Genomic DNA, 15,412 nt, shown 5'->3' with positions numbered 1-15,412 from the left:
GACGAAACGGGGTCTACAGCCCCCGTCTCGTCGAGCAACGACCATTTTGCGAGAGGGGGGTGGGGGCGTGGCAAGCTGGTCACGCGAGGGGGAGTCGGGTGCGGATGTCGCCCAGACCACGGGCGACGAGCAGCTCGCCACCCGCGAGCGGACTGCCCCACTCGCCGGCCGCGGTGTCCCACCGGCGCCACAGCCGCGCGTCCGTCGCGATCTCCACGTCGGCACTCTCACCCGCGGCCACCGTGGCCGAGCCCCAGCCGACGAGCCGGACCGGCTGGTCGGAGTCGGCGGGCTGGAAGTACGCCTGCACGACCTCGCGGGACGTCCGGTCACTGGTGTTGCGCACCGTGACCCGCACACCGGTCTCGGTGAGCTCGGCCGACTCGTAGTCCCACGATCCGTACCCGTCGCCAGCGCCGAGCCAGTGGGCTGGGGCATCCGCGTGGCCGGCGTGGAAGCCGCGATAGCCGACGAACAGCCCGTCGGTGTAGTCGAGCTGCAGGTCGGTGGGCTCGACGTCCCACGCCGGTGCCGCGCCGTCCTGCGCCGGCCACGATGTCACGAGTCGACCGGCGGGCTCGCGCAGTCCGAGCAGGGCATCGGCCACGGCGTGGCCACCCTCCTGACCGGGCAACCCGACGACGAGGATCGCATCGACCTCGCCGGCCCACGGCATCAGCACGGGGGTGGCGGCGTTGACGACGACGACCGTGCGGGGGGCCGCGGCGGCGACGGCGGTCACCAGCCGGTCCTGCTCGCCCGGCAGCGCGAGGGTGGACTTGTCGGTGCCCTCGGTCTCCTGCTCCGGGGTGAGCCCGACGACGACCACGGCGACCTCGGCGCTGCGCGCGGCCTCGACCGCCGCCTCGATCACGTCGTCTGCCGACGGAGGCACCGGACCGGCGACGAGTGACTTGACGCCCATGCCGGAGGCGAGGACGTGGGACAGCGTGCTCAGCTTGCCGTCTGGGCCTGGCTGGGGCTCGGACCGCAGGATGGTCAGCACGGCCTCGACCAACGCGCCCGGCGCGGCGTCGACCTCCGTCGTCCAGAGCGGTGGCTTGAACATGCCCTCGCCCGGGTCGGCGCCACTGGCGGCGAGGTCTCCTCCGCCGAGCTCGACACCGTCGAGGCTGACTGTCCACCGGCCTGTGCCGAGGACACCGAGGCGCACGTGACCGCCCTCGACCAGGCGGGCGCGCAGCCGCAGCTGGTCGGTCGGGCGCGGCAGGGTCTCGTCCCAGCCCGTCGTCACGTCGGCGCCGTCCACGTGTTCGGCGAGCATGACCACGCCGTCGGCGTCGACGTGCTCGACCTGCATGCCGGGTGCGCCGCTGGCGGGGTCGCTGATCGCCGTGGGCGATGCGGGAAGCGGCCGCTGGCGGACCTCGACGCCATCGAGCACCGTCAGCCGGTCTCCGATCGTGGCACCCAGTCCTTCGGCGATGGAGACCTGGTAGGGCGGGTTGACCTGGGCCGAGCCACCACCCATGCAGACGGTTTCCACGGCGTGCCGCCCGATCAGCGCGACCGTGCCCGGGCCAGCCAGCGGCAGGACACCGCCCTCGTTGCGCAGGACGACCATCCCGTCGGTGGCCAGGCGCCGCAGCTGCTCGCGGCGTGAAGGTGCGTCCGGCGCCGGCGAGTCCGTCGGCCACGCCCGGTGCCCATCGGAACCACCGGGGCCGTCGGAACCACCCAGGGCGCCGACCCGCTCCGCGAGCCGGAGCAGCCGGCATACGTGCTCGTCGATGACGGACTCGGGCACGGCACCTGACTCGACGTCGGCCACCAGCGCCTCGCCCCAGGGTCCGTCCGGGCCTGGCATGACGAGGTCGAGGCCACCGAGGGCAGCCGGGGCGGAGGTCTTGGTGGCGAACCAGTCGCTCATGAGCAGGCCGTCCCAGCCCCACTCACCCTTGACGACCTCGTTGTTGACGTGGTCCTGCTCGGTGGCCGCGGCGCCGTTGACGTCGTTGTAGGCCGCCATGATCGACCATGGCTGCGACTCCTCGACGGCGATCTCGAACGGCAGGAGGTAGACCTCGCGCAGCGCCTCCTCGCTCACGATCGAGTTCATGTAGTTGCGCAGCGTCTCGGACTCGTTGGCCACGAGGTGCTTGAGACAGGCACCGATTCCCTTGCCCTGCAAGCCCTTGACGTATGCCGCCGCGAGACGACCTGTGAGCAGCGGGTCCTCGGAGTAGGCCTCGAAGAGCCGACCGCCCAAGGGTGACCTGTGCAGGTTGATGGTCGGCCCGAGCACGACGTGGATCTGCTGGCGCTCGGCCTCCTCGGCCAGCATCTCGCCGACCTCCTGAGCGGTGTCCTCGTTCCAGGCGCTCGCCAGCAGGGTGGCATTGGGGAACAGCGCCACGTGGTCGCCACCGGTGAACTTGAGGCCGCGGACCCCGGTGGGGCCGTCGGAGAAGGCCATCGGCGCGAGCCCGATCGAGTCCTCGCCGTGCAGGGTGAAGGAGGTGGCGCCGGTGAGCAGGCGCACCTTGGTGGGGAGGTCGAGCGTGGCGACGAGGGCGCTGAAGTCGGTGGAGGTCACGCCTCCCAGTGCAGCGGAGTGTCGGCAGGCAGTAAATAGTTAGAGCTAACTATTTCGCGGACTGAGACACCCACCCCCGCAAAACGGCCGTTGCGACGCAACACGGGGGTTGCAACTCCCGTGTCGCAGCGCAACGGCCGTTTTGCCGGGAAGGACCGTGTGCGCACCGTCGGTCGGCGTTGGCATGATGGCGACGTGTCCACGATCGTCTTCCTCCACGCCCACCCCGACGACGAGGCGTCCCAGACCGCCGGCGCGATGGCCCGCGCGGTCGCTGAGGGCCATCGTGTCGTCACCGTCTTCGCCACCAACGGCGACCACGGTGAGCTCCCGTCCGGCGGACTGCCCGAGGGCGAGACCCTGGTCCACTGGCGTCGTCGCGAGGCCCAAGCCAGCGCCGACGCCCTGGGCGTCCAGCGGATCGCGTGGCTGGGCTATCGCGACTCGGGCATGACCGGCTGGGCCCAGAACTCCGAGGAGGGCGCCTTCACGGGAGCCGACGTCGACGAGGCGGCCGGCCGGCTCGTTGCGGTCCTCGACGAGGAGGAGGCCGACGTCCTGGTGGGCTACGACTGGCACGGCGGCTACGGCCACCCCGACCATGTCAAGGTCCACGCAGTGGTCCACCGCGCAGCCGAGCTGGCCGCCCGCCGTCCGCGACTGCTCGAGTCCACGATGAACCGTGACGTCGTGCGGGGCGCCTTCCAGGCGGCCGTCGCCGCGGGGGCCGGTGACCAGGCCTTCGACCCCGACAGCCCGATGGACGACGGCAACCCGCTCGGCACCCCGGAGGCCGAGATCACCTGGCAGGTCGACGTGGGCGACTACCTCGACCAACGGCGGGCCTCCCTCGAGGCGCACCGCAGCCAGGCGACCGACATCGAGGGGATGCTCTCGATGCCCCCGGACTTCTTCGCAGTCTTCTTCGGGCTCGAGCACTACCTCGAGCCCGGCGTCGACCGTGCCCAGCACCCACAGATGCAGGTGGGCTGGCCGTTCGGTGACTGACGCCGCTCCTGAAGCCTCGTCGTCGCTCAGCCCCGCCGCCCTGCTCAGACTGCCCCAGGTCGCGCGCCTGCTGTTCTCCGCGCTGGTCGGACGCCTGCCCAACGGCATGGTGCCGCTCGCCCTGGTGCTCTTCGCCCGCGACGCCGGCAGCGGCTACGGCCGAGCCGGGCTGCTCACCGCGGCATACTCCCTCGGGTGTTGCCTGGGCGGGCCTGCCCTGTCGCGCGTGATGGACCTGCGTGGGCAACGTGCCGCGCTTGTCCTGGGCGGGCTGGTCTCCTCGTTCGCGCTCGCAGTGCTGCCGTGGGTGCCCTCCGCGGGCGCGCTGGTCGTGGCGCTGGTCGCGGGGCTCGCGACGCCGCCACTGGAGCCCGCGCTGCGCACCCTGTGGCCGTCCGTGCTGTCGCCGCGCCAGGTGCCGTCGGCGTTTGCGCTCGACGCGGCTGCCCAGGAGCTGATCTTCGTCCTGGGCCCGCTGGTCGTCCTGGTCGCCCAGTTGTTCGGCGGTGGGGGCGGGCTGGTCGCGGCCGGGGTCATCGGGTTGGCGGGCACGGCCTGGTTCGTCGCGTCGCGAGCGTCGGGTGCGTGGACGCCACCGGTGCACGAGGACCGGCACTGGCTGGGACCACTGCGTTCCCGTCGCCTGTGTGTCCTCTACGCCGCGGTCGCGCTGGTGGGGCTGACGATCGGGGTGCCGGCGGTCGCGCTGGTGGCCTACGCCGAGTCCACCGGCGACCGCGGGCTGGCGCCGTGGCTCGTCGCCGCCAATGCCCTCGGGGCCCTCGTCGGCGGGGTCGCCTACAGCCCGCGCGCGCCGCACCGCGATCCGCGCCGTGACCTGCTGCTCGGGCTGGGTGTGATCGCGCTGACGTATGCCGCCCTGGCCTGGGTGCCGTCGAACGCCCTGGTGATGGGGCTGCTCACCGTGGCGAGTGGGCTCGGGCTGCCGCCGGTGCTCACGTGTGTCTTCCAGCTGGTCGACCGGTTGGCGCCGCCCGGCACGACGACCGAGGCCTTCGCGTGGCTCATCTCGGCGTTCCTCGTCGGCTCGTCGGCAGGTGCCGCGGCCGCGGGGGCGTTGTCGGACTCCGGCCGGATCGGTGGCGCCTTCCTCGTGGCCGCGGGGTCCGCGCTGGCCGCCTTGGCGGTGGCGCGGTTCGTGGTCCGCCCGCACCGGTCGCTCAGAGGTGCTTGAGGGCCTCACGCCGGCTCAGCCCGCTCAGCCTGTCGCCGTACTCGGCCACCGCCGCGCGCACCCAGTCCGCGTCGGTCCGGGCGTGCTGACGCAACGCCCACCCGATCGCCTTGCGGATCCAGAAGCTGGTGTCCGCGAGGTTGGGCTCGATGGCGTCACGCAGCAGCGCGAGGTCGGTCTGCTCCTTGAACGTCAGCTGGCAGATGATCGCGGTCCGCCGCAGCCACAGGTCCTCGTCCGTCGCCCAGGCGCGCACGATCGGGGTCATGGTCGCCTTGTGGGACAACAGGATCGGGCCGATCCGGTTGCTCGCGACCTCGTCGACGTGGTCCCACCAGGCGCCGGTGACGACCAGGTGTCGATAGAGCGGCACCGCGTCCGGGTCCTGCCACTCGCGGTAGGCGCGGTGTCCCGTGAGCGCCGTCGCGGCATACCGCTCCTCACGGTGGGTGGCGCCGTCCCAGAGCTCACGCACCGCGAGCTCCCAGTCGTCGCGCTCCTCGAACCCGTAGGCCGGGTCGGCCAGGATCGGTCGCAGCAGCGCCTTGAGCTCGGGAGAGGTGAGGCCGCGGTAGGGCATCGACGACTTCATGTAGGCCTGCTGGCTGATCGCGCGCTGGGGGTCGCCTGCACCGGCGAGCGCGGTCCGGACGGCATCGATGACGGGGTGTGTCACGGAGCCAGCATGCCGTCCAGCTCGGACAGCGGCGCGGGACCACGCAGGGGTCACCCTCCGGTGGCGAGCACTTCGTCGCGTCGCGCCACGAGCGAGGCCCGCGTCGACCCGAGCAACGCGTCGGGCCGACCGGTCGGCCGCAGTCGTGGCGCGCCCGGTGGTGCCACCACCTGGTCGGCGCCGGGCGCCAGCCGGTCCAGCAGGGCGGCACCGCGCCCGGCGGCGGATGGTGCGACGCCCAGACGCGTCCACAGGTCGCGCGCCAGCAGGTGACCGGTGGGCCCGATCAGTGCGTTGGCCTGGGCCGCTGCCCACACCAAGGCCCCCATCGCGGTGTCGTCACGGGTGCTGCGCAGCAGCATGGCGGGGTCGGCGGTCAACGCCGCGGCGAGCAGGTGGCGCAGCGCCGCCACCAGCTCCTCGAGCCCGAACGCCTCGACCGCCAGCCGGTCGCACTCGGTACTGATCGCCCGCGCCCTGACCTGCAGGTCGATGGGCAGGTCAGGCAGGTCGAGCGGTCGCGTGACCAGGGGCTGGGCGTCGAGGTCGAGCAGCGCCCGGCGACCCCCGACGAGGCAGTCCAGCCACCGCAGCTCGCGGTCGCGGTGGTCGGTCGCCGTGCTCAGCGCCGGGCCGCGTCGTCGCCCCGGCCGGGAATTCCGCCGACTGTCGCTGCCGTCCTCGACCCAGTGGTCGGCCGGCAGTCCGTCGACGAGCACCAGGTGGGTGACACGCGGCCCCGGCTGTCGCGTCAGCGCGGTGACCCCGTCCGCCATGGCGTCGACCTCGTCGGACCACCGGGTGGACCAGTCCTCGACGTCCGTCGTGGGAATCGCGGCGACCGTGAGCGCGGGTGCCTCCGGGTGGATCGGCGAAGGAGGTAAGGACGTCATGCCCCCACGATGGCAGCGATCTCGGGACCTCCCCGGAGATATCCACAGCCCCGGCCGGGCGGCGCACCTGCTCGCCGGGGCGAGCACGCGGCATACCCCTCCGTTGGTATGCCGCGTGGGTCAGGCCGCGCCGTACCGCGCCTGGGCGCGGACCCTGGCCTTGGCTGCCTCGGTCTCGCGGTCCTTCGGTGGTGCCGTCGTGGTGAGGTGTTCGAGCAGGTGCTGGGTCGCGTGGGCGACCTCCGCGACGGCCTCGTCGAAGGCGGCCTGGTTGGCGGCGCTGGGCTTGGTGCTGCCGCTGACCTTGCGGACGTACTGGAGCGCTGCGGCGCGGACCTCGTCTGAGGTGGCGGCGGGCTCGAAGTTGTGCAGCTGGCGGATGTTTCGGCACATAAGGTCAGGCTACGTCGAGGCGGCCGAGTGTGTCGCGCGTCATGTGGATGAGCCACAGCATGGACACGCCCGAAAGTTTCCTGGGTCCACACCCGGTGGATCACGAACCTGCAGGTCAAGGCCTTGTTTTGGGACGGAGCGTCGCGAAATCCACAGGGTTATCCCCCGACTGTGCACAAGCAGGTCGGGCGTTGCGCACACGTTGTCCCCACCCTGTCCACAGGGACGGTTTGAGGTGTGGGGCGGGCGGCCATACGTTGTGCCGGGTCACGGGTTTCTGGTGTCGCAGACGCGCGATGTCGGTGGACGCTGGTGTACTCGAATCACACCGGTGGAAGTCGCGGCCGGGTGGGCGTCGGAGGCGGTGCCCGTGGAACGCGGTGACTGTGAAAAGCATGGTGGATGCGGTTCAGGTCGAACTGAAATGACAGGGGAGTTGCGCGAGTGTCTCTTGCGGAGTTGAGCACGAGTGCGTTCGGCACCGGGGGCGACGGGCCACCGCCGAGCGACGAGCGTGTCCCCCCGCAGGACCTGCACGCCGAGCAGTCCGTCCTCGGCGGCATGTTGCTGTCCAAGGACGCCATCGCCGACTGCGTCGAGGGACTGCGCGGCACGGACTTCTACCGACCCGCGCACGAGCTGATCTACGACGCGATCCTCGACCTCTATGGGCGGGGTGAGCCTGCCGACGCGATCACCGTCTCGGACGAGCTGTCCAAGCGCGGCGACCTGCAGCGGATCGGCGGCCAGGCCTACCTGCACACTCTCATCCAGGCTGTCCCGACGGCCGCGAACGCCGGCTACTACGCCGAGATCGTCAGTGAGCGAGCGGTGCTGCGCCGCCTCGTCGAGGCCGGCACCCGCATCGTGCAGCTCGGCTACCAGCAGGGCAACGGCGACGTCGAGGACATCGTCAACGCCGCCCAGGCCGAGGTCTACGCAGTGGCCGACAAGCGCGGTGGGGAGGATTACCACGCGCTCGGCGACATCCTCGAGGAGACGCTCAACGAGATCGAGGTCGCCGCGGGCCGCGACGCCAGCGAGATGCTCGGCGTGCCGACCGGGTTCATCGAGCTCGACGAGCTGACGCACGGCCTGCACCCGGGCCAGATGATCGTCCTCGCGGCCCGACCGGCAGTCGGCAAGTCGACGATGGGCCTGGACATTGCCCGGTCGGCCGCGATCAAGCACAAGATGGCGACCGCCGTCTTCTCGCTCGAGATGAGCCGCTCCGAGATCACGATGCGTGTGCTCTCGGCCGAGGCGCAGATCCAGCTGCAGGACCTGCGCAAGGGCACGATCGGTGACGCGGGCTGGAAGAAGCTCGCCCGCATCATGGGCCAGATCTCGGATTCCCCTCTGTTCATTGACGATTCGCCCAACATGTCGCTGATGGAGATCCGCGCCAAATGCCGCCGCCTCAAGCAGCAGCACAACCTCAAGCTCGTCGTCATCGACTACCTCCAGCTGATGAGCTCGGGCAAGAAGGTCGAGTCGCGCCAGCAGGAGGTGTCGGAGTTCTCGCGTGCGCTCAAGCTGCTCGCCAAGGAGCTCGAGGTGCCGGTCATCGCGATCAGCCAGCTGAACCGTGGTCCCGAGCAACGCACCGACAAGCGCCCGCAGATGTCCGACCTGCGTGAGTCCGGCTCGATCGAGCAGGACGCCGACATGGTGATCCTGCTGCACCGCGACAAGGCTGACCCAGGGCGTGAGGGCGAGGCCGACGTGATCGTGGCCAAGCACCGTAACGGTCCGACCAAGGACATCGTGCTGGCCTTCCAGGGCCACTACTCCCGCTTCGCCAACATGGCCCGCGACGGCTTCTGATCCCTCCTCTGTCGGCCCCGTGACGGTGGAACCGGCCGTGCCATATCGGCGTCCAGTGAACATGTCGGTGCCCTCATGACCAAGCCACTCGCACACGTGAACGACCGCTTCGTCTCGAGGCTGTGGGATGCGACCGACGGCGCCCGCGGCTGGCTGGTGGCGTTCGGCATCGTGGCCGCGTTCGGTCTCGGGTTGGGCTGCACCGACCTCCACGACCGCAACGTCGCTCGCGACGTTGTGCGTGACGGCTCCTGGGTCACTGTGTCCGACGTTCGGGTCCATGTGGACCACGAGCCAGCGAAGGGTGGCGGCTGGTACGAGGTGGACGGTGTCCGGGCGCGACTGCCTGGCAGCGACGGACTGGTCGATCTCGAGGCGGTCGCCAATGCCGGGACTCTGCCCGACACCATGGACTGGCAGGAGGGATGGCAGGAGCCGACCGCGACCACCGGCTACGACGGCACCCTGCGCGTGCGCGTCCAGACCGACGGTGAGGGCGCCGTCCGTCACGCGGTCGCCGAACCCGACGTGACCTACTGGACAGGCGACAACATCGACCCCGAGATCGGCATCGGCATCGGGCTCAGCTTCCTCGCGCTGATGGCGCTGACCATCCTCATCAACGTGCTTCGCCTCCGTCGACTTCGCGCTCTACGCATGAGCGGGAGCTATCCCGGCAGTACGCGCAGCGAACGCCGCGACGCCCGGGACCGCGATGTCACGGGCGCCTGGTCGGCAGGCAAGGGAAGGCGCCGGCAAGGGACGTGAGCAGGCCGCTATGCACTGCCCCACCCTTGTGGGGCAGTGCATAGCGGCCCCAGAAGACCATTCCGGCGCCCGACGGACCAGGAGCGCACGCCGAGGGCGTCAGACCCAGATCGCTGCGGGTATGCCGTCGGAGAAGGTTTCCGGTGACTCCGGCAGGGATCGTGCGACTCCGGTCGTGCGACGCGCTGCCGTCCACGCAGCCGCACAGGCGTCGAGGACGTCGTCCGCGGCATACCCGTCGCCTTTGAGCACCGATGGTGGGGCGATGCCGGCGGCGGCGAGGGCGGCGAGGCGGGCGGTGCGTCCCTCGTCGGTCTTCTTGGCGGCGAGCAGCGGTGCTCCGGCCATGACCGCGAAGCTGAGCTCGGGGTGCACCTCGAAGACGGCCACGGTCGGCCGGCTGCGCACCCACGCGTCGACCTCGAGGATCTTGTCGCGCAGCCCGAAGGCCTGCGCGCCCACTCCTTGACCGGACCGCGCCCGGTTGGCCGCATCCGCCGCCGCCCGGGTCTCCTCCTCGTAAGCCGCACGGGTCAGGGTGGTGAAGACCGAGGAAGCCTTGCCCTTCAACGCGTTTCGCGTCAGGACGTCCGCTTGTCGCGTGCTGTCGTCGGGGAGTCCGATGGGGATGTCGATCGCCACAGCCTGGAGGTCGAGGGTCTGGCGCACGGTCTCGACGAGCGCGGCGATGGTGGCCGCGACGGCGATGCGCGGGCGGGGCGCACCGGGGTCGAGGATGGCCCCCACCCACCCGGCCGAGCAGGCGTCGACGCCGAGCACGGGCACGGTCACGTCCACCGGCGGCGCTGGCGTCGGACCGCGGGGTGTCACCACCGGATCCGTGGGCCGAGTGGCGAGGCCGTCGACATCCACACCGAGCGCCACACCGAGGCGTCGCAGCGTGTCGGCGATCTCAGCCACCGCCTCCGCCGCGGCCACCTCGCCAAGTCGGCCCCCTCCGTCGAGCCGCTTCGCCAGGCTCGCGGCCTGCAAGGACAGCTCGATGGCCACGTCGTGCGCTCTCGGATCCTGCGCCATGTCTGCTCACCGCCCTTCGGGTCGTCTCCACCGTGCGCCAGCGTGCCACGACTCGCCCCGAACGTCGGATCAGGGTGTGCCTGAGCCTGCTCGAGCTGGAGCGGTGGGCCAGCACGAGCTGTGCCTGCGCGAACGCCTGGAGTCCGAGCTCTCGGAGCTCCCCAGCGCGACCCCGCACTCGCGGGCTGGCTCCGCACCCCGACCATCCTCGTGACCTTTGATGGCCAGCACAGCAAGGCGGTGTCCCGCCACGCTAGTCCGTCTCGGCGACGCGTCCGCGATCATCTGGTGACCGTGCACCTCGAACGCCTCGTCGCCGACCTGGTGGGCCCACACCGCTGTGCCGACGGCCTCGCGCACCCGGTTGCGCCGCCACGCGGCCGGATCCCGTGGGTCAGAGCCATAACCGTCGAGGAACGCCGCCTCGAGGGCAGCGTCACGGAGGAACTCCCGCGCCGCCATGCGCGCGAAGTCCGACATCGCAGGCCGCAGGGCAGCCCGGCCGAAGTCGATGACGCTGACCTGGCCCTCGTTCACGATCCAGTTGCGGGGCTGCCAGTCGCCGTGGGTCGGCACGAGCAGCATGGGCGCCACCGGCCACGTCGCGATCTCGGCCCGCAGCGCGTCCTCGACGTCCCGGTCGATCCGGTGCGGCTTGTCGAGCCAGGCCAGCGACTTCGCGTTCTCCGCAGCCTCGTAGGCGTCATCCCTCACGGACGTCTGCGAGTGCAGCAGAGCGAGCAGCTCACCAGCCTGCCGGTATGCCGCGGGGTCTGCTTCTTTGTCGGTCCCCTCGACGAGGTGGCCGGGCAGGAAGTGGGTCACCAGGAGGTTCACGGCCGCGTCGTGGTGGGCGAGCAGCGGGGCCCGCCCGCGCGAGGTCCACGGCTGCAACCAGTTCAGGTGAGCCTTCAGCTCGCGGGCCATGTGGTGATCGTCCGTCCCCCCGGCCTTGACGATGAAGCGGTGCGCCCCGTGGGTCACCTCCAGCACGACCCGGTCGACCAGGCCCCAGCTGTGGTCGCGCTCGACGACCGCGCCAGGCAACCACTGGTCGAGCAGCGCCCGCTGGTCGGGAGTCAGATTCTCGAAGCCGGATGCCATCAGCTGATCGTAGACAAGGGCGGCTGGCACGCCTCGGACACCATCGCGGCGCCGATTTGTCACCTGTCTGCGTCGCTGCTTCGCGCGTAGACTCGGGCGAGCAAGGCTGCCCCGGACCCGGTGGCGTACCACCACGGCGCATCACCACCGGGAGTCCGTCATGAGCACCCTTCCCAGCCCCGTCACCTCGACGGCGGACGTCCCTCGACGGTTGTACGCCGACGTCAACGCGGCGGTACGCGCTGCCGGACTGATGGATCGGCGGCTCGGGTCCTACGCCGGCCACTTCGCGTTCAACCTGCTCGGCCTCCTCGCCGTGGTGGCCGCGATGGTGCTCTGGCGCAACTCGTGGTGGCTGATCGCGTGGGCGGGGGTGCTGGCCGTGGTGTCGGTGCAGATCGGTTTCCTCGGTCACGACATCGCACACCGTCAGGTCTCGCGCCGGGCCAAGACGGCCACCCTGCTCGGCCTGCTCCACGCGAACCTGCTCAGCGGCCTCAGCTATGGCTGGTGGGTCGACAAGCACAACGCCCACCACGCGCACCCCAACGACCTCGACACCGACCCCGACGTGCGGGCCGGCGCACTCATCTTCGACGTCAGCCAGGCGATCGACCGCCGGGGGCTGGCCGCGACGGTCACGAGGTACCAGGCGTGGCTCTTCTTCCCCATGCTCACCTTCGAGGCAGCGAACCTCTATCTCGCCGGCATCCGAACGCTGGTCCGCTCGGGTTTCCGCCACCGCTCGACCGAGCTGCTGCTGATCGGCTTCCACACGGTGGCCTACGTCTCGCTCGTGGTGGTCACGATGACGTGGGTGCAGGGCCTTGTCTTCGTCGCGGTCCACCAAGGGCTTCGCGGCCTCTACCTCGGGGTGTCCTTCGCCCCCAACCACAAGGGCATGCCCGTGCTCTCCAAGGCCGACGAAGCCGACCCGTTCCTGCGCCAGGTGCTCACGTCCCGCAACATCCGCGGTGGCCCGGTGGTCGACTGGGCCCTCGGTGGGCTGAACTACCAGATCGAGCACCACCTCTTTCCGAGTATGCCGCGGGCGAACCTTCCGCGGGCGCAGGTGATCGTGCGCTCGTTCTGCGACCGCAACGGTGTGAACTACGTCGAGGCGTCGGCGCCGTCCTCGTACGCCGACGTGGTCCGCCACCTGCACGCCGTCGGCGCGCCCCTTCGTCTTCGCGGGTGACAGCGTCTTCGCGGGTGACGGGGCGTCAGCGGGTGACCCGGCCTCAGCGGGCGACGGCCAGGCCGAGCCAGTCCGCGAGATCCTCGATCTCGGCGTCGACCGCGGCCCGCAGCGCGGCAGGGAATGGCGCATCCTCGTGAACCGCAGCCACCCGCAAGACCCCGGCCGTCAGGTCGGCCGTCGCGTCGACCTTCCCGACGAGCCGGTCCTCGTGCAGGATCGGCAGCGCCCAGTAGCCCCATCGGCGCTTCTCAGCGGGCTTGTACATCTCGAGCTGGTACTCGAACTCGAAGATCTCGGCCATCCGCTTGCGGTCGAACACCAGCCGGTCCAAGGGGGACAGCAACACCGTGCGCCCGACGAACGGCTCGTCCAGCCGCTCCAGCTGCAGCGGGTCGACCCGCCACGCCCCACGCAGTCCCTCCACGACCGCCACCTCGCCGACCTGCCCCACGTCGTTCGGCTCACCGGGGGCCTCGACCGACTTCTCGCGAGCCAGCCCGAGCGCCGCCAGTCGCCGCTGGGCGCGCTCGACGAGTGCCTCGTCCACGGGCACGGCCTTGGTGTCGGGGAAGACCCGGCTGGCCAGGTCCCACTGCCGTTCGCGCCCCTCGCGACTCACGACGGCCACCTCACCGCGGGCCTCCATGAAGTCGAGCATCCGCTGGGTGTTCTTGTTGTTGGTCCAGCCGCTCGACCGCCACGGGACCACGCACGAGTCGGGCAGGCGTCGCGCCGACAGGGGCGCCTCGGACTCCAGCTGCTCGAGGATGTCGAGGCGACAGTCGTCATTGGCCGACACCCACTCGGCGACGTCCATCTGCCAGTCGCGCAGCGGTTCGGGGCCGGGCCACTGGTCCATCTCCGCGCGGAAGAGCGAGATGTCCTCGGCGGGCCGCAGGAAGCCCCTCAGCTCGACCACCGCCCGCTCCTGGAACAGCTCGTCAAGATCGCCCAGCGCGTAGCTTGCGCCCAGCCGGCTCCAGCACACGAGGTCCGCGCTCGGCGCGACCGCCGCCGTCAGGTCGACCTGGACCGCGCCCAGGCGTCGCACCACGTCGAGCAGGTCCGTGGGCCGCGGCGCGTCGAGCAGCTGCGCCCGCACCGCGATGCGTCGCGCTTCCGCGCGGGACAGCACGACGTCGCCCATCAGCCCCGGCCGGACTCCAGGGCCAGTCGCCGCTTCAGGATCTTGGCGAGGTAGTTCATCTGCGCGACGTGGGCCGAGTCGCCGTCGCTCTGGAGCACTGCCGGGCCCTGCGCGTCGGTGATGATCGCCACGGCATACCCGTCGACGATCCCCATCTGGCGGGTGACCGTGTCGCTGCGGAGCCAGCCGCCCTTGAACGGTCCGGCGCCGATGGTCCCGAGGCCCCAGCGGTGTGCGGAGATCGGTCGCATCGACGACAGGAGGTAGGAGCTGGACGCCTTGGACACGACGCGTCCCGCGCTCAGCGCAGCCATGAAGCGCACCTGTTCACGGATGGTCCACTGCATCCCGCCCTGCGAGGCGTCCGGGGCCACGGTGCGGGTGTCGCCGATGGACCTCAGGACCCGGTTGATGGCGGCTCCAGGGCTGCCGGGGATGGCGTCGCGCAGCGCCACCACCGCGTTCGCGTCGGAGGCGGTGAGGGCGGCGGTCACCCAGCGCTTCTGCTGAGTGGTCGCCCTGGCGGGGTCGCCGTCGCACACGGTGTCGAGGAAGGCGGCGACCACCAGCACCTTGGACGTCGACCAGGCCTTGTAGCCCGAGACCGACCCCTCGACGGTGACGTTGCCCGGGCTGCTGAGCGGCGCGAACGCGAACGCGTCGTTGGTGTCGCCCTTGAGGCTGGTGCGGAGCGAGGCTGCGGTGGGCGTGGGGGAGGGCTTCGGCTTCACCGCCTTCGCCTTCGTCGTCGCGGCGTGGCTCGGGGCGGTGGTCGTGGTGGTCGGCGCAGCCGTGGTGGTGCTGGTGGTGGTCGACGGCGTGGTCGTCGAGGTCGCGGTGACCGGACGCGGAGTCTGGGTCGCGCCCGCGCAAGCGCTGAGCGCGAGACAGGCTGCTGCCAACCAGACGGTATGCCGCATGGTCACCGAGGGTAACCCGACCACCCCCCAGCGCGAACCGAGCGATCACCCGGTGCCATCCGCGGGCGCCCGAAATGGAGTTGGTGCGGGCTGACCGGGCCGGACATGATCGAGCCCATGACTTCGAAGGCGCAGAAATACCCCGACATGTGGGTCGACCCCGACGACGACCCCCGCGAGGCGGCGAGCAGCAACGCGACCGACGAGCGCAGCGTCCTGCTCGACTACCTGCGGCACTACCGGCTGACCTTCGAGATGAAGTGCGAGGGTCTCGACGCCGAGCAGCTGGCCCGTCGGTCGGTCGAGCCGTCCACCATGTCGATGCTGGGGCTGCTCCGGCACCTGGCCGCGGTCGAGCATGCCTGGTTCCGGATCACGATGGCGGGCGAGCCGGTGCCGCGGTTGTGGGGCAAGGACGACGACGACGGCGACGCCGACTTCAACGGGGCGGTGGCCGACGACCAGGTGGTCGCCGAGGCCTGGCGGTCCTGGCGTGAGGAGGTCGCGTACGGCGAGGCGTTCGTCGACCACGCCGAGTCGCTCGAGCTGATGAGCACCCACCCGACCCGCGGCCCGATCTCCCTGCGCGAGCTCCTGGTGCACCTGATCGAGGAGTACGCGCGGCACTGCGGTCACGCCGACCTCATCCGCGAACGGATCGACGGCCGCACCGGACAGTGACCGC

The 15,412-nt window shown here is 71.0% G+C and carries 15 protein-coding genes; 7 read left to right on the top strand and 8 right to left on the bottom strand.

What is annotated here, in order from left to right:
- Positions 1-79 precede the first annotated feature (79 nt).
- Positions 80-2,557, bottom strand: a complete 2,478-nt coding sequence (locus tag AC1DYG_RS04870; protein WP_477638764.1) for a glycoside hydrolase family 3 protein — start codon at positions 2,555-2,557, stop codon at positions 80-82.
- A gap of 195 nt (positions 2,558-2,752) precedes the next feature.
- Between AC1DYG_RS04870 and AC1DYG_RS04865 the strand changes: the two genes are divergently transcribed.
- Both AC1DYG_RS04865 and AC1DYG_RS04860 read left to right on the top strand, forming a co-directional pair.
- Complete coding sequence (locus AC1DYG_RS04865; RefSeq protein WP_477638763.1) at positions 2,753-3,565, top strand: PIG-L deacetylase family protein; 813 nt, start codon at positions 2,753-2,755, stop codon at positions 3,563-3,565.
- Positions 3,558-4,760 (top strand): MFS transporter, encoded by a 1,203-nt coding sequence (locus AC1DYG_RS04860; RefSeq protein WP_477638762.1) that lies wholly within the window; start codon positions 3,558-3,560, stop codon positions 4,758-4,760. Before AC1DYG_RS04865 ends, AC1DYG_RS04860 begins: the two co-directional genes overlap by 8 nt.
- Here AC1DYG_RS04860 and AC1DYG_RS04855 read toward each other — a convergent pair.
- The 3 genes from AC1DYG_RS04855 to AC1DYG_RS04845 all read right to left on the bottom strand — a co-directional run bounded on the left by AC1DYG_RS04855 (position 4,747) and on the right by AC1DYG_RS04845 (position 6,722).
- Positions 4,747-5,436, bottom strand: coding sequence for a DNA alkylation repair protein (locus AC1DYG_RS04855; RefSeq protein WP_477638761.1), 690 nt, complete (start codon positions 5,434-5,436; stop codon positions 4,747-4,749). The two genes, AC1DYG_RS04860 and AC1DYG_RS04855, sit on opposite strands and share 14 nt — an antisense overlap.
- 50 nt (positions 5,437-5,486) lie before the next feature.
- On the bottom strand, positions 5,487-6,329 hold the full coding sequence (locus tag AC1DYG_RS04850) for a hypothetical protein (RefSeq protein WP_477638760.1): 843 nt from the start codon (positions 6,327-6,329) through the stop codon (positions 5,487-5,489).
- A gap of 120 nt (positions 6,330-6,449) precedes the next feature.
- The gene (locus AC1DYG_RS04845; RefSeq protein ID WP_477638759.1) at positions 6,450-6,722 is read right to left on the bottom strand and encodes a DUF2277 domain-containing protein; all 273 of its coding nucleotides are present in this window, start codon (positions 6,720-6,722) and stop codon (positions 6,450-6,452) included.
- Positions 6,723-7,181: 459 nt separating this feature from the next.
- Here AC1DYG_RS04845 and dnaB point away from each other — a divergent pair, with 459 nt between their 5' ends.
- Positions 7,182-8,549: a replicative DNA helicase gene (gene dnaB / locus AC1DYG_RS04840; RefSeq protein WP_477614185.1), complete on the top strand. Its 1,368-nt coding sequence runs from the start codon at positions 7,182-7,184 to the stop codon at positions 8,547-8,549.
- Between the two features lie 75 nt (positions 8,550-8,624).
- Entirely contained in the window at positions 8,625-9,317 is a 693-nt protein-coding gene (locus tag AC1DYG_RS04835; RefSeq protein ID WP_477638758.1) for a hypothetical protein, read from the top strand.
- 99 nt (positions 9,318-9,416) lie between these two features.
- On the opposite strand, the gene AC1DYG_RS04830 is transcribed toward AC1DYG_RS04835, so the two are convergent.
- Both AC1DYG_RS04830 and AC1DYG_RS04825 read right to left on the bottom strand, forming a co-directional pair.
- Positions 9,417-10,328 carry a DUF429 domain-containing protein gene (locus AC1DYG_RS04830; protein WP_477638757.1) on the bottom strand — a complete coding sequence of 304 codons (912 nt, stop codon included), beginning with the start codon at positions 10,326-10,328 and terminating at the stop codon, positions 9,417-9,419.
- 96 nt (positions 10,329-10,424) lie between these two features.
- Positions 10,425-11,459, bottom strand: coding sequence for a phosphotransferase (locus AC1DYG_RS04825; RefSeq protein WP_477638756.1), 1,035 nt, complete (start codon positions 11,457-11,459; stop codon positions 10,425-10,427).
- Between the two features lie 160 nt (positions 11,460-11,619).
- Here AC1DYG_RS04825 and AC1DYG_RS04820 point away from each other — a divergent pair, with 160 nt between their 5' ends.
- Positions 11,620-12,657: a fatty acid desaturase family protein gene (locus AC1DYG_RS04820; RefSeq protein ID WP_477638755.1), complete on the top strand. Its 1,038-nt coding sequence runs from the start codon at positions 11,620-11,622 to the stop codon at positions 12,655-12,657.
- Between the two features lie 43 nt (positions 12,658-12,700).
- Here the strand turns inward: AC1DYG_RS04820 and AC1DYG_RS04815 are convergent, their stop codons facing one another.
- Together AC1DYG_RS04815 and AC1DYG_RS04810 are read right to left on the bottom strand one after the other, a co-directional pair.
- Positions 12,701-13,807 (bottom strand): DNA glycosylase AlkZ-like family protein, encoded by a 1,107-nt coding sequence (locus tag AC1DYG_RS04815; RefSeq protein ID WP_477638754.1) that lies wholly within the window; start codon positions 13,805-13,807, stop codon positions 12,701-12,703.
- On the bottom strand, positions 13,807-14,538 hold the full coding sequence (locus AC1DYG_RS04810) for a serine hydrolase (protein WP_477638753.1): 732 nt from the start codon (positions 14,536-14,538) through the stop codon (positions 13,807-13,809). Before AC1DYG_RS04810 ends, AC1DYG_RS04815 begins: the two co-directional genes overlap by 1 nt.
- Here AC1DYG_RS04810 and AC1DYG_RS04805 point away from each other — a divergent pair.
- Together AC1DYG_RS04805 and AC1DYG_RS04800 are read left to right on the top strand one after the other, a co-directional pair.
- Positions 14,516-14,821 (top strand): hypothetical protein, encoded by a 306-nt coding sequence (locus tag AC1DYG_RS04805; protein WP_477638752.1) that lies wholly within the window; start codon positions 14,516-14,518, stop codon positions 14,819-14,821. The genes AC1DYG_RS04810 and AC1DYG_RS04805 overlap by 23 nt on opposite strands.
- Before the next feature lie 23 nt (positions 14,822-14,844).
- Positions 14,845-15,408: a DinB family protein gene (locus tag AC1DYG_RS04800; RefSeq protein WP_477638751.1), complete on the top strand. Its 564-nt coding sequence runs from the start codon at positions 14,845-14,847 to the stop codon at positions 15,406-15,408.
- Positions 15,409-15,412 lie beyond the last annotated feature (4 nt).

Source organism: Pedococcus sp. P1_H8 (assembly GCF_056405175.1).
This window is presented reverse-complemented; position numbering and strand designations above follow the sequence as displayed.